Consider the following 13250-nt stretch of genomic DNA (forward strand, 5'->3'; position numbering starts at 1 on the left):
CTACAGTGGTGTCATCATGCTGGTAGGCCGACAGGACGATCTTGACGCTATCCGTAGCGCGATCGGGCACGCTGCATCCGGCTCCCCCCAGCTTGTCGTCATCGAAGGCGATCCGGGAATAGGCAAGCGTTCCCTGGCCCGAGCGGCTCTAGCTGGCGCCGGCGGCGCACAAATCGTCAGAGTCACCTGTGATCGTTCTGAAACCTCAGTCGCCTATGCGGCCCTCGACCAGCTATTGCGCGCCGCCGATCTCGACCCCGGACCTCCGGAGGCCCTCGGCTCGACTCTTCCAGCTGCCCGCCGCCTGTTGAACGCCCTGAACCAACTCGACGAGACCATCAGTCCGCTGTGCGTTCTCATCGAGGAAGCTCATCTGATGGACGAATCCTCCGCCGAGGTGCTGGCCATCGTCGCACGGCGCCTGTCTGCGGAGTGCCTCCTGGTGATCGCCACATGCGAACCAGCTTCGGGCGGGTTCGCAGACGCGGCCAAGGGCTTGTCCGGCGGACAGGTCCTGCGATTGGACGGCCTCAGCTTCGATGACCTCGTCGTTCTGACCCGCCACCGGGGTCTGACCGTTCCAGAACGGCGGCTCCGACACTGGCTGGAGACCACCGGAGGCAATCCCGCCTACCTGACGGCGATCCTCGAGGGATACAGCGCTGCCCCAGCTGGTCAGGCCGAAAACGTCCCCCTGCCTGCCTCGCTCACCGAAGCTGCCTCGGCACGGATAGCGGTGGCTTCACCCCCCGCCCGCGCGCTGTTGGAGTTGCTCTCCGTCGCCGAGAATCCGATGACTGTGGCCCAGGTCTCCGCGGCAGCCGCCAGTGAAGGAATAGAGGTCAGTGTCCCCGAGGCTCAGGAGGTCGGATTGTTGGACACCGGGCAGGGCGGACAGCTACGCACCCTCCGCCCTGCTTCTAACATCTTGCGGCATACCGCACGTGTCCTCATGCCGCCTGCCAGGCGCCGCGATATGCACCGAGCCGTGGCCGGAGTAGTCAACGGCGAGACACGCCTGGTCCATCTCGCGGCCTCGGTGGAAGACACCGACCCTGAGGTAGCCCGGCTGCTGGTGCAGGGGGCGGAAGAAGCACTTGATGGTGGCCGGTACCGGCGTGCCTGCGAGCTGCTGCTCAGGGCCGCTGATGTCACCCCCGATGCCAGCATTTTCGAGAATCTCGTGCTGCGTGCCGGTCTCGTCATCGCCTACGCGGAGGATCCGGGCATGACAGCCGAGATCAATCCGCTGGTGCGGCGCTGCCAACCTTCCCCGCTGCGCACGATGCTCCTGGGCATGGAGGCGTTCCTCGCCCAGGATTACGCCAACGCCGAGCATCAGGCGACAACCGCGCTTGAACAGGCCGTCCGAGCCGGCAAGGACCAGACCGCCATTGGCGCGGCGGTCCTGGCTGGCTCGCTGCGCGCCCACAGCACCGAACCCGCCTCAGCCCTGGAGGCCTTCGATGCCGCCCGTCAGGCCACCGAGCGCCTTCCAGATGCCCCTATCACCCGGGCCTACCATGTCCAGCGAGCCTGGGCCGAGTGGATGAATGGGCGGTTCGAGGCCGCCCTGGAAGAGCTGGAATGGCTGGATAGAGACCCCCGCCCGCTGCCCGAGCGCACCGATACACACTTTGTCCGAGCCCGGATCCGGTTCTACCAGGGCAATTCCTCCGGTGCGGCCGAGGATGTGGCAGCTGGCCTTGCTGTCATGGACGACCTGTCCATCCCCACCGGTGTACTTCGCGGACTCGGTGAACTGGCCCTCCTGGACTGGCATGCAGGACGCTGGGAGACAGCCCAGGAGCGCGCCCGGCTCGTGTTGGACACCGGAAAGGACGTGCGCCGCAACTACGGGCTCGTCGCCTCACGGGCCACCCTGGCCAACATCGCCGCCGCCCAAGGCTCATGGTCTGAGGCTGAGCGGCACCTCGCAGCGGCAGCAAAGGTCCCAAGTGAGCTGGCTGCCATCCAAACTCGGGTTCATCTCGCTTCTGCTTCAGCGGGCCTTGAACGGGCCCGTCGTAACCCCGCTGCAATGCTCGCCGCCCTGGATCCCCTCAGGGAAGCACCCTTCGCCCTGGCGGCCGCCAGGATTAATAACGGCTGGTGGAGAGCCTTTGAGGTCGAAGCCCTCGTCGCTCTGGACAGGCTGACCGAGGCAGCTGATGCCCAGGAACGCTTCCGCGAGGAAAGCGGGCACCAGCCGACGCTTGCCCTGCACGGACACCCCGACTGGACCGGGGCGTTGCTGGCCCGCGCCCGCGGTGAGCATGACACGGCCCTAGAGATATCGGCACGATCAGTCGCCGCCACCGCACCGCCGCTGGTGCACGCCCTGCAGATGCGAGACCATGCGAGTCTTCTCAGCGGCTCTGGACGTCACCAGGAGGCTCGGCGGGCGCGTGAGCGGGCGGAGAGCCTCCTGCAACGCCTCGGTGCCACTGCCTACCTCGGTAGTGCCGCAGACGACCCAGACCAGCGCGCAGACGGACTACCGGCGCACCTCACCTCCCGAGAGCGAGAAGTGGCGCGCCTTGCCGCCGAAGGCTGGACGAATAAGGAGATCGCGGCCCGGCTCTTTGTCACTGCGAAGACGATCGAGTACCACCTGGGCAACGTCATGGCCAAACTCGGGCTCCGCAGCCGCCGCCAGCTCCGGCCCCTGCTTGCCAGGTCCGCGGCAGTGCAGCCTTAGCCGCACCCTGTGGCTCCTGTCCGAATTCGAACCCAGAACTAGGGAAAATCCCTAGGGACTTCGCCTGTACCGCCCTCTAGCGTGGTTTCTTGCGGCTGATCGACCGCGCCCCGAACGCGAAGAGGTGTTATGTCCACGGCGGAAATCTGTGTCCTGGAAGTAGCCAGCACTCCCGGCGACGGCGCCGGCAGTGCCCTACCGGACACCGGCACCGACCTCACCGTGTTGCTCGTCCTGGCCGGCGTGCTGGTGATCCTCGGCCTCATCGTGGTCCGCCGGATCCCGGGCACGCGCAGCCCAGAGGGCTCGGGCCGAGGTGGCGGCGCGGCCGTCCTGGCCGTGGCTGTCCTTAGCCTGGGTCTTTTTGCCCCGTCCACGCCGGCCGCCGCGAGCGAGGGCTCCCCGTCGGATGAGGACTGCCGCCTGATCGAGATCGAGGGGATCACCATCGACCTCGAGGCCGGAGACGATCTCATTCCTGGCGATTCCCGTTCGGCGCTGTCCTTCACGGTCCACAACAGCGTGGACTTCCCCATCGAGTTGAGCATCGGCTCCGAGGTCGTCCAGGACGGCGACGGCCTCGCTCGCTGGATCCTCACCGATCTCACCGCCGGGGCGCGCAGTGTCCAGGAGAGCCTCGGCGCTGGCCCTGCGCTCGCCCCGCAGACGCTCGAACCGGGTGAGAGCGCCGTTGTCGACTACGTCCTCAAGCTCGACCCGACCGCCGGCAATGACACCCAGGGCGCCGAGCTGGCCTTCGTCTCAATCATCGACGTCCGCCAGAGCTAGACCATCCCCTCTGTCCATCCGTCCCCGACCCCAACCCGCGCCTGTCCCGATGGCAGGTAACCCACCAAGGAAGGAAACACCCATGTCCGAGAACACCACCACCGCTCAGGCGACCACCCGTCGCCCCTGGCGCACTCGTGCCGCCATCGCCGGCGCCGGCGTCCTCGCTTTGACTGGTGGTCTGATGGCCACTAACGCCTATTTCACCGACCAGGAGACCATCGGCCCGCAGAACGTCGGCACCGCCACACTCAGCATCGGCGAGACCAGCAGCCCCTTCGCCGTCGAGGATCTCCTGCCCGGTGTTTCCCAGAGCGAGACGCTGTCCTTCGAGAACGACGGCAGCGTGCCCTTCGCCTACTCCATCGAGCTGGACGGGATCGACCCGGTCTTCGACCCTGATGACCCAGACGCCGACGTCGAGGATCTGCTCGGCTGGGTGACCATCTCGGTCGAGGTCGGCAGCGAGGTTGAGACCGGTACGTTGCTGAACCCGCCCGACGCCGTGACCGGCACCGTTGATGAAGGCGAGGATCTGGACATCGACGTGGCGGTCGGCCTGGTCTCGGACGCCACCAACGCCGCCCAGGACGAAGAACTCCAGTTCGACGTCGTCATCGACGCCACTCAGGTGCCTCAGTCTCCTCCCACCGGTTCCTGACCGTAAGAACTGATGACCGGGTCCTTCCCCTCAAAGTCCCCCGCCCCTAAGCGGGAGGATCCGGTCATCGATCACTGAGATCGCCTGACGGCCGTCGAGCGAGAACCGACTTACGAGGAGCCCCTTCATATGCGTGCACGGACGAGACTGTCCCTGCTGGCCGCCACAGCCCTGGCACTGCTGCCCGGCCTGGCGGTGACCTCGGCCTCCTTCACCGACCAGGCCGTCATCGACGGCAACCAGGCCAGCACCGCGACTCTGACCCAGGAGCGCCCCATCGCAGAAGAGGTCACCGCGACCTCGATCGAGCTGTCCTGGAGCGCCGACCCCGCAGGCGGCCTGACCCCGGGGTACGTCGTCCAACGCTCCCTGACCACGGGCTTCGAGGATCCCGCCACCGTGTATGAGGGCGATGCCACGAGCGTCCTTGATGACGAGATCCCGCCGGTGCCGCCGGAGCTTGAGGTGACGGCGGTCGCGGCCGGGTCGTTCCACTCGTGTGCGGTGGCCGACAGTGAGGTGTACTGCTGGGGCCAGAATAGTAATGGCGAGGCGCCGGGCGGTGGCATGGATCCGGTGCCGATCGGCGACGGCACAGCAGAGGCCACAGCGGTCGCCACCGGGCTGAGCCACTCGTGTGCGGTAGCCGACAGTCAGGTGTACTGCTGGGGCTCGAACAGTGGGGGTCGGGCACCGGGCGGCGGCGTGGATCCGGTGCCGATCGGCGACGGCACAGCAGAGGCCACAGCGGTCGCCGCAGGACTGAGCCACTCGTGTGCCGTGGCCGACAGTGAGGTGTACTGCTGGGGCCGGAACAACTACGGCCAAGCGCCGGGCGGCGGCGTAGATCCGGTACCAATCGGCGACGGCACAGCAGAGGCCACAGCGGTCGCCGCAGGACAGCTCCACTCGTGTGCCGTGGCCGACGGTGAGGTGTACTGCTGGGGCCTGACCATCAATGGCCAGGCGCCGGGCGGCGGCGTGGATCCGGTACCAATCGGCGACGGCACAGCCCCGGTGACGGCCACAGCGGTCGCCACCGGAGACAACCACTCGTGTGCGGTCGCCGATGGTGAGGTGTACTGCTGGGGCCTGAACAATGGGGGTCAGGCGCCGGGCGGCGGCGTGGAACCGGTACCGATCGGCGACGGCACAGCCCCGGTGACGGCGATCACCGGCGGGCAGTGGCACTCATGTGCGGTGGCTGGGGGCCAGGCCTACTGCTGGGGTTTTTACACCGAGGACGAGCCGGCCGGAGATGGTACGGATCCAGTGCCGATCGGCGACGGCACAGCCCCGGTGACGGCCACGGCGGTCGCCGCCGGAGAGAGCCACTCGTGTGCGGTCGCCACAGGCCAAATGTACTGCTGGGGCCTGGACAACCACGGTCAGGCACCGGGCGGTGGTGCGGTGCCGGTGAGCATCGGCCCGTGGTGCCCGCCTGATATGGTGCTCGCCTCTGACGAGAGTGCCTGCACGCTGATCCCCGGCACCGACTACCACTACCGCGTCAGCCACGGGATCGGGAGCTGGACCTCCCCCTGGTCCGAGGCGCTGACCGTGACCACGGAGCCGGCGCCGTGAGCGTGCACAGCGGTCTGCGACTGCTGCGCACGCTCGCGGTGGCGCTCCTCGGCGCCCTGCTTCTTCTCCCGCTCGCGATCGTGCCGCTGGACCACCGGCTCGTGGTCGTCGACGGCGCCTCCATGGCTCCCACCTACCAGGTCGGCGACGTCATCCTTGTCGGCCCGGCGGATCAGGACTTCGAGGTCGGTGCGGTGGTGACCGCTCGCGGAGTAGGCGGGCTGTACACCCATCGGATCGTGGACGTCACGGAGGAAGACGGCCAGCCGGTGGCCACCACCCGGGGCGATGCCAATGCCTACGACGATGCCGCCCCGCTGCACCCTGAGAACGTCGAGGGCACTGTCCGCTTCCACACCAGCCAGCCCTGGGCCGGGCTCATCGGGATCACCCAGAGCATGCCCGGGCGCATCACCCTCGCCGCGCTGATCGCCATCGTCCTGCTGCTGCCGATCCGCGATAGAGAAGCCACCACGGCGACCCTGAGGAACCGTTGAACAGAGTTTAAGAACATCGTCGTCTTCATGCAGGACAGTAAAACACTCAATCCATCAAGAGACCGGGGCCGGCCTATCCCGGAAAGGAAGCACATGATTCGATCCCAGAAGAACACCCCGACGGTGGCAGATATGGTCCGCCACCAGCCCCAGGGAGTCACTGCACCAGCAGAGGATCCCGAACTCCGGGACAAGCTCTCAAAGCTCACAGGACGTGAAAGAGAGATCTCTCTGCATATCGCGGAAGGTAAGACCAACTCCGAAATTGCGGAGGACCTCTGCATCTCCATCCGAACAGTCGAACGACACGTCGCCAACATCTTCAATAAGCTCGACGTCTCATCTCGAGTCAAAGTCCGACAACTCCTGCGCTCCAGAACCTCCCTATGAGGGTCGAATACCTTGGAGGGTCCGGTGGATCTCCGGTCTCCCCAGCTCGTCTCGGGAACTCGGGGATTCCCTTGTGTTGACAGGGAACAGGGTTGTTCTCCTAGTCAGAATGGAGCGGGTTGGTGACGATCTGTGGCGGGCGATCAGGACGGGCTCGCAGGTCTCGGTGCGTCAGGCCTCCTTGGTGACACACCTAACCTACCGAGTGGGGCCAGCCGTCTGACCAGTGCAACCGGCCTGCCTGGGCAGCGCAGCGACCGCTGTAAGCGAAGAAGGATTGCCACATACTGACACCATGCCTTAGAGTTTGACAGTGATGTCAGCAAATGGTCAAGAGCGCCAGCCGTCGCGCTCATTCATCGAGGAGGCGCGTCGGGAGCAGATCGTGGCGAGCGCTATTGCGGTGATTGCCGAGCACGGCTACCCCGCGGCAACGATGGGACGGATCGCCCAGCATGCCGGTGTCAGCCGAAGTCTGATCAACTATCACTTCGCCGGTCGCGAGGACCTGATCGGTCAGCTCGTCGTGGATGTCTTCACCCGTGGCGCGCAAGCCATCGTTCCCAGGGTGGAGACTGCGTCCACACCCGCCGAGAGACTGGCCGCCTACATCGGAGCCAACCTGGACTTCATCGCCGGCAACCGTCGTGACATTGTCGCGTTGGTCCGTGTGGCTGCGGCCCTCGACACTGCTGACGGGTTGCCGGGGGTTGATCCGGCGGGGGCCGACCAAGGACTGGAGTACCTGCGCCGGATTCTGCGCGATGGTCAGGACGCCGGGCAGTTCGCGGCTTTCGACGTGCATCAGATGGCTGTGGCGGTCCGCAATGTCATCGACGGAGTCTCCACCCAAGTGGCCACCGACCCTAACCTCGATCTGGCCATGGTGACCCGAGAGGTCGCCGCCCTTTTCCATCGCGCTACCCGAGATACCGGAGAATGACCATGGACCACCTTCGCCCACCCGCACTGTCGATTCACGGCCTGCACAAAGCCTTCGGTGAGAAGGTCTCGGTCAACCAGGTGGACCTCGAGGTGCCCCAAGGCTCCTTCTTCGGTCTGGTCGGCCCGAACGGCGCCGGCAAGACGACACTGCTTTCCATGGCGGTGGGGCTGCTCCGGCCCGATGCGGGCGCCTCAGCCGTCCTGGATGCCGACGTCTGGACCGACCCTCTGCGAGCTAAGACCTACCTGGGTGTCCTGCCCGACGGCCTGGCCATGCCGGAGTTCCTCACCGGACGTGAAGCACTCACCTTCCTGGGCAGGCTGAGAGGCCTGGAGGCAGAAGTGGTCGACACCCGCGCCCAGGAACTGCTGGAGGTGATGGACCTCCTCGGAGCCGAGCGAACCCTGATCGTGGACTACTCCACAGGCATGCGCAAGAAGATCGGGCTGGCCACCGCCCTGCTGCACAATCCGAAGGTGCTGGTCCTGGACGAACCGTTCGAGGCCGTCGACCCGGTCTCGGCACTGACCCTCAAGCGCATCCTGACCCGATTCGTCGTCCAGGGCGGCTCCGTGGTGCTCTCCAGCCACGTGATGGCTCTGGTGGAGCAGCTTTGCGACACAGTGGCGGTGATGTCCGACGGGGTGGTGGTGGCCAGCGGGCCGGTGGCACAGGTACGTGGCGAGACCAGCTTGGAAGAGACCTTCGTTTCGTTAGTGGGAGCCGGAACGGGAACCGTGGATGGGCTGTCATGGTTGGGGACCTGATCCGGTTGAAACTGGCGCTGACGCGCAACGCGGTCACCGGAACCCGGGCCGTATGGGCCTGGACCGGTGCAATCGTCGGCGCGGTGCTCGCAGCAGGCGTGGTGGCGCTGGCGGCCTGGCCCCTGCAGCCGGCATCGATCGTGCCAGACCTGCTCGCGGCCGCCTATCTCACCTGGCTGATCGGCTGGGTGATCGGGCCGGTGATGTCACCGGCCCCGCCGCTGCGCCCGGCCCACCTGGCGATGCTCCCGCTGACGCGGAGCCGGATGGCGGCCGGGATGCTGGTGGCCGGCTTTGTGGGGTTGACCACCGCTGTCACCGTTCTGCTGTTCAGCAGTCTGATCGTGTACGGCGCGCGACTGGGCGTCGTGCCGGCCCTGCTCGCCGTCCCGCTGGCCGTGCTCCAGGTCTGCCTGCTGGTGCTGCTGTCGCGAGTGGCGCACGTGGGCTTCGGCCGTCTTGCCCGAGCCCGATCCGGTGCCGCGCTCAACGGTGTGGTGCTGGCGATAGTGCTGGTCCTCAGCCAATCCGGCTGGATGCTGCTGGTCGGCCTGCTGTCCTCCGGCGTTCTTGAGCAGGGCTTCCCGGAGAACTTCTCCGCCGCACTGCGATGGGCACCATCCGGATGGGCGCTGGCGGCAGTGGAAGCGGCAGCCGCCGGCGCCTGGGGCCGCACGGCGCTCATCGTGATGGCGATGCTCGTCCTGGCCGCGATCCTGCTGGCCCTGTGGGGCACCAGCCTGGGTGAGGCCCGTGGTGCCAGGGTGGTGGTCCGCGGCTCGAGTCGACGCCCCACACCACGCAGCGCACTACTCCGTGGTCCCCTGGGTGCCATCGTCGGCAAGGAACTGCGCTCCTGGTGGCGTGACCCGGCCCGGGCCGCAGCGCTTTCGGCACCGCTGGCCTGGGGAGTGCTCACCGCCGTCCTGCCACTGACCTTCGGAGCGGTCGAGCTTCTGCCGTGGGCGGGAGCACTGATCGCGGTGATGGCCGCCACCTGGATGGCCAACATGTACTCCTTCGACGGCACCGGCCTGTGGCTGACCCTGCAGACCGGCACCGCACGGCACGACGTCCGAGCCCGGCAATGGGCCTACCTCATCATCTACGGACCAATCGCGCTGCTGGTCACCATCGGGTTCACCGCCTGGAGCGGACTGTCCTGGGCCTGGCCCTGGGCGCTGGCAGCGGTCACAGCAGCCCTCGGTGGCGGCGCCGGCCTGACCGCCTACACCTCGGTGTTCATGCCTGCACCCGGCCCTGACGCACAACGGCGGGCCGAGAACCCAGCCGAAGGCAACGAGGAGATAGGCGCAGCCTTCCTGGTGTTCTTCGCCGCTCTCCTCCCGCCGCTCGCCGGCATCGCCGTGGTCTACCTCGGTGCCACTCAGGACAGCCTGGCCCTGCAATGGGCAGGCGTAGGGATCAGCGTCCTCATCGGTGCGCTGCTCAGCTGGGGACTGGGCCTGGCTGCCGCCATCAAACTGGAGCGCACCGCCACGGAGATGCTGCTGCTGATGCGCACCGGCCGGTCCATCGCCGAGAGCGACCCCGACCAACCGACACTCACCTGGCGAGAGAGCACTGTGGAGACCATCTGCTGGACCCTGGGGATTCTCGCCCTCATCCCCCAGGGGTTGCTGACCATAGTGTTCAAACTCACCGGCAACCACGACGTGCAGGTGTGGTTCCTCGCGATGTACCTGCCCGAACCATGGGGCTGGCTCACCAGCATCGTCATGGTTCTCCTCGGTGGATACCTGATCTGGTCCGCCTCCCAAGTGCGCAAACGCACCGCAGCCCAATCAGAGAAGGCCGCAGTGCCGCTCGACGGGTGATGGCCTGGGCAATGGTGAGGAAGTGCGCGATGTCGTTCGAAGCAGGAAGACAGTCCGGGCTTGGCCCCTACTGACGCGCTCCAAGAGCATCGAGCCAACGCTCAGGTTAGTTCTCGTCGGAGAGACCGAATTCCCTGGGCGAATTCAAGAACCCAGTACGATTCGCAACAGCTTCGAAGCCTTATTGGCTGATTACGGGATCACGCAGAAGAAACGGGGCACCAGGACACCCCCGAACCCAGGGCAAGATCGAACGGCTCCACCAGAGCCTGAAACGCTGGTTAGGCGTACCGCCTCACACCCAGACTCTGAGCCAGTTAAAGCTCATGCTGGATGAATTCATCGGCTGGTACAACCATGACGCCCGCACCGGGCCTTGGGCCGGAAGACCCCAGAAGAGGCCTACTAAGCCTTGTCGAAAGCGACCCCTCCATCAACCACCGGGGGAATACCGGAACCACGGTGACCGGGTCGATGCAAGTGGGAAGGTCATCATCAGATACGTAGCCCAGGCGCACTTTCGTATGTACTTCTCACGCCCCCTGAAGTCGGTCAAACCCTGGTTCGCCGTGTTCTCGAGGGAACTGACCGATCAAGAACGACGCGTTCAGATTATTGTCTGATGACTTTGCTGACAGGGGCCAGGAGAGAACGTGAGCGAAGACTACTCAGAGCCCTCTTTTGACAGATCCTCGCCTGAAGCGATTTCTTCTGAGGAGAACGTCTCTTGTTCCGCGGGTTGTTCCCCCGCTGCGGGCTTGTACTTCGGGGCGGGCGGCGACCAGGGCCTCTGCCTTTGCAGAATACTCACATAAAATTCGTCAACAGCCCCAATCACCGACGTAATGAAAGAGGACCGCCCTGCGACAGTCTTCTGTAATCCCATTGGATGCATCTGCGACACAGTAAAACGAGTGATCTCTGGAAAACCTGGAGGAAGAACCTCCCTGAGGTCTTCTCTGAACTCAGCGATGCCTGCGGCATGGCTGCGTCTTGGCCCATGGACTTCGATCACTACATCCGTCAAACTTTCTTCCAGCGGGCGAAGGAGCCAGTTCACACGTGTTTGGTTACGCGCCTGACCCGAGGCGGGAACAACGGCGAATGTGCTGATTTGGCGAGCACGCATGTCGCACCGAAGCTGAAGATCGGCCACTGTCCCAGGGATGTGGATCTTCGCCGACATTGTGTAGTCCTTCTCTAGCTCCTCAGCGAGTCCGCGAGTCCGCTCTTCGGGGTTCTCAAGCTCTCTCCGGGTAAGACGCGGACTAACCTCTACGCCAAGACGCTGGCCCAGTTTTAGACAGATGTAACGGATCAGACCGTCAAATTTTCCGGCAACATCTATCACGTCGTCGCTGTCTTTTCGGACGATCCCCTGGCGAACAGCATTTACCACTGGGGTCCAGGAGGGTCCCATATCGGTGAAGTCCAGGGCACCGGACTTCTCATGTTCCAAGTACCTAATCAACTCACCAAGAATCCACGATTGCTCAGGGTCTTCGATTCCATGAACTTCTTTTTCCATCACAGCAATGGAGATCAAGCGTATCCAGGAGAAGTGATAGACAGGTGTCCGACGTAGTTTGTGTCCTGACAGACTAAGTGGATGCGCTCCCAATACAGGCGGGATCTCATTCGAGATTGTAATAACAGCATCGAAATCTCTTTCTCGGGCTACGTCCATATAGCTCTCTACTTGCTCTTTGCTAAGGGCGTTCGATTCTGTTTTGACTTCTACCAGTGCAGTCCACGTCGTACTGCCGCGTGATACACGGATCAATCCGTCTGGGCGAGGAGATCGTTTGCTCTTCTTGTCCTCGAACGCAACCTCCACGAAGGATTCCACGTTGGCGCGAACCCTACCCAATGGTGCTCCGCAAGGTTTCAGCACCGCATGGGCGAAGCTCGGGACGATGCTGAGGACTGACAGAAGTGCGGAAGTGGCTCGCGCCTCTTGCTCGGCAGCCCCTCTGATGCCAGAGGTCGGGATGAGACGGGCTTCTCGCCATTCTTCAGCCATACTGCGACCTTTCTCACAGGATTCTTTCAGTAATCGTAGCCCAACCTGGACTCTTGCTGGGGAGGCGCTCAAGTTTGCTGTCTCTCCGTGTCTGGCCCTGCCCCTAGCGCGATGCCTCAGTATCAGAGTGAGTGATGCTGCAGGTGTTGCGATGGTTGGATACTTTTCACCTGATGATTGAGTCATAGTGTGGATGCTGCCCCTGGTGCGGGGTTGGACTGCATACGTAATGCCGACCCCGGGTGGAAGGACCGGCCGGGGTGGCTTGAATAGGAACGTGTTGGTGCCCCACTGAGGTTTGTCCCGACCGGCCCAATCTGCCAATCTCAGTATTGATCGAGGTAGGAATGTCAGTCTGAAGGGTGCGCTACATAGTCTTCCAATTGATGAGGTCATCGCCGTGCAGCACCTTATTGGTGAATCTTCTGACCGAATCGTTGACGTAGATGATCACCGTATTCGACTGCATCAACACGAACTCCAAGGAGTTCTTCCAACTCACGATTAAGCCTTGCATCCTCGAACATGGTGAAGCCCTCACCTGAGTCGATCAGCAGATCCAAGTCACTTCAGAATCGTCATCTCCTCGTGCCGCTGATCCGAACACACGGGGATTTTTAGCGTGGTGAGACTGCTGGTGGATCAATCTGTTGTCTGGTCGTCGCGCAACATGTGATCGTACCAGCCGGTGCACGCAATCTCGCAGGGCGATGTCTGGCATAAGTCTCCTTAAAGCATAAATGCGCCCTGGGCGGAACCTGGGCACTGAGCGTCTATTAGGGCTAGGTGGGCGTAGTGTCAGGTGGTGGATACTTTTTTAGCGGTCTGGGACTTTGCATCTCAGTGGTCACCTGTAGTCGGTTCGGCTTTTCTGTTGCTCGCGGCGACTCTTGCCTGGGTTCACTTAGCCCGTGAGCGTTCGCGGGTGTATATCGTGGCCTAACAGCGCCCTCTCAGAACTCTCGGGTGGAGGGGTGGCTAGTCGAATTCTTCGCCGTTGAATGGCGCGCCCAGAGCAATGGGATGACAGAGCGACGGCGCCTCGCTTCTGCCT

At 64.1% G+C, this 13250-nt stretch carries 12 protein-coding genes; 10 read left to right on the plus strand and 2 right to left on the minus strand.

Annotated elements, in window-relative coordinates; genetic code table 11:
- The first annotated feature begins 16 nt into the window (after nt 1-16).
- From F0311_RS02310 to F0311_RS18915, 10 genes are all read left to right on the plus strand, one after another.
- Nucleotides 17-2701: a helix-turn-helix transcriptional regulator gene (locus tag F0311_RS02310; protein ID WP_150460350.1), complete on the plus strand. Its 2685-nt coding sequence runs from the start codon at nt 17-19 to the stop codon at nt 2699-2701.
- A gap of 129 nt (nt 2702-2830) precedes the next feature.
- Nucleotides 2831-3490: an LPXTG cell wall anchor domain-containing protein gene (locus tag F0311_RS02315; RefSeq protein WP_150460351.1), complete on the plus strand. Its 660-nt coding sequence runs from the start codon at nt 2831-2833 to the stop codon at nt 3488-3490.
- Nucleotides 3491-3572: 82 nt separating this feature from the next.
- The gene (locus F0311_RS02320; protein WP_191089694.1) at nt 3573-4151 is read left to right on the plus strand and encodes a SipW-dependent-type signal peptide-containing protein; all 579 of its coding nucleotides are present in this window, start codon (nt 3573-3575) and stop codon (nt 4149-4151) included.
- A gap of 129 nt (nt 4152-4280) precedes the next feature.
- On the plus strand, nt 4281-5735 hold the full coding sequence (locus F0311_RS02325; RefSeq protein WP_150460353.1) for an RCC1 domain-containing protein: 1455 nt from the start codon (nt 4281-4283) through the stop codon (nt 5733-5735).
- Nucleotides 5732-6232: a signal peptidase I gene (locus F0311_RS02330; protein WP_191089695.1), complete on the plus strand. Its 501-nt coding sequence runs from the start codon at nt 5732-5734 to the stop codon at nt 6230-6232. Before F0311_RS02325 ends, F0311_RS02330 begins: the two co-directional genes overlap by 4 nt.
- Nucleotides 6233-6325: 93 nt before the next feature.
- A complete protein-coding gene (locus F0311_RS18770; RefSeq protein WP_317982539.1) occupies nt 6326-6622 on the plus strand; it encodes a LuxR C-terminal-related transcriptional regulator in 297 nt (98 codons plus the stop codon).
- 316 nt (nt 6623-6938) lie between these two features.
- Nucleotides 6939-7565 (plus strand): TetR/AcrR family transcriptional regulator, encoded by a 627-nt coding sequence (locus F0311_RS02340; RefSeq protein WP_223881087.1) that lies wholly within the window; start codon nt 6939-6941, stop codon nt 7563-7565.
- Nucleotides 7562-8335 carry an ABC transporter ATP-binding protein gene (locus tag F0311_RS02345; protein ID WP_223881078.1) on the plus strand — a complete coding sequence of 258 codons (774 nt, stop codon included), beginning with the start codon at nt 7562-7564 and terminating at the stop codon, nt 8333-8335. The genes F0311_RS02340 and F0311_RS02345 overlap by 4 nt, the downstream gene beginning before the upstream one ends.
- Nucleotides 8320-10173: a hypothetical protein gene (locus F0311_RS02350; protein WP_150460357.1), complete on the plus strand. Its 1854-nt coding sequence runs from the start codon at nt 8320-8322 to the stop codon at nt 10171-10173. Before F0311_RS02345 ends, F0311_RS02350 begins: the two co-directional genes overlap by 16 nt.
- A 191-nt stretch (nt 10174-10364) precedes the next feature.
- Nucleotides 10365-10796 carry a transposase gene (locus tag F0311_RS18915; protein ID WP_223881088.1) on the plus strand — a complete coding sequence of 144 codons (432 nt, stop codon included), beginning with the start codon at nt 10365-10367 and terminating at the stop codon, nt 10794-10796.
- Between the two features lie 41 nt (nt 10797-10837).
- On the opposite strand, the gene F0311_RS02360 is transcribed toward F0311_RS18915, so the two are convergent.
- Nucleotides 10838-12196, minus strand: coding sequence for a stress response protein (locus F0311_RS02360; protein WP_150460358.1), 1359 nt, complete (start codon nt 12194-12196; stop codon nt 10838-10840).
- A 367-nt stretch (nt 12197-12563) separates the two neighbouring features.
- The gene (locus tag F0311_RS18675) at nt 12564-12698 is read right to left on the minus strand and encodes a hypothetical protein (RefSeq protein WP_263406254.1); all 135 of its coding nucleotides are present in this window, start codon (nt 12696-12698) and stop codon (nt 12564-12566) included.
- Nucleotides 12699-13250: the final 552 nt, after the last annotated feature.

Source organism: Nesterenkonia ebinurensis, from assembly GCF_008711175.1.
GTDB classification, from domain to species: Bacteria; Actinomycetota; Actinomycetes; order Actinomycetales; family Micrococcaceae; genus Nesterenkonia; species Nesterenkonia ebinurensis.

Bases quoted from the DNA above. Each gene is read 5' to 3' on its own strand.
- F0311_RS02310 (WP_150460350.1), top strand. From the start codon at position 17: ATGCTGGTAGGCCGACAGGACGATCTTGACGCTATCCGTAGCGCGATC.
- F0311_RS02315 (WP_150460351.1), top strand. From the start codon at position 2,831: ATGTCCACGGCGGAAATCTGTGTCCTGGAAGTAGCCAGCACTCCCGGC.
- F0311_RS02320 (WP_191089694.1), top strand. From the start codon at position 3,573: ATGTCCGAGAACACCACCACCGCTCAGGCGACCACCCGTCGCCCCTGG.
- F0311_RS02325 (WP_150460353.1), top strand. From the start codon at position 4,281: ATGCGTGCACGGACGAGACTGTCCCTGCTGGCCGCCACAGCCCTGGCA.
- F0311_RS18770 (WP_317982539.1), top strand. From the start codon at position 6,326: ATGATTCGATCCCAGAAGAACACCCCGACGGTGGCAGATATGGTCCGC.
- F0311_RS02340 (WP_223881087.1), top strand. From the start codon at position 6,939: ATGTCAGCAAATGGTCAAGAGCGCCAGCCGTCGCGCTCATTCATCGAG.
- F0311_RS02345 (WP_223881078.1), top strand. From the start codon at position 7,562: ATGACCATGGACCACCTTCGCCCACCCGCACTGTCGATTCACGGCCTG.
- F0311_RS02350 (WP_150460357.1), top strand. From the start codon at position 8,320: ATGGTTGGGGACCTGATCCGGTTGAAACTGGCGCTGACGCGCAACGCG.
- F0311_RS02360 (WP_150460358.1), bottom strand. From the start codon at position 12,196: ATGGCTGAAGAATGGCGAGAAGCCCGTCTCATCCCGACCTCTGGCATC.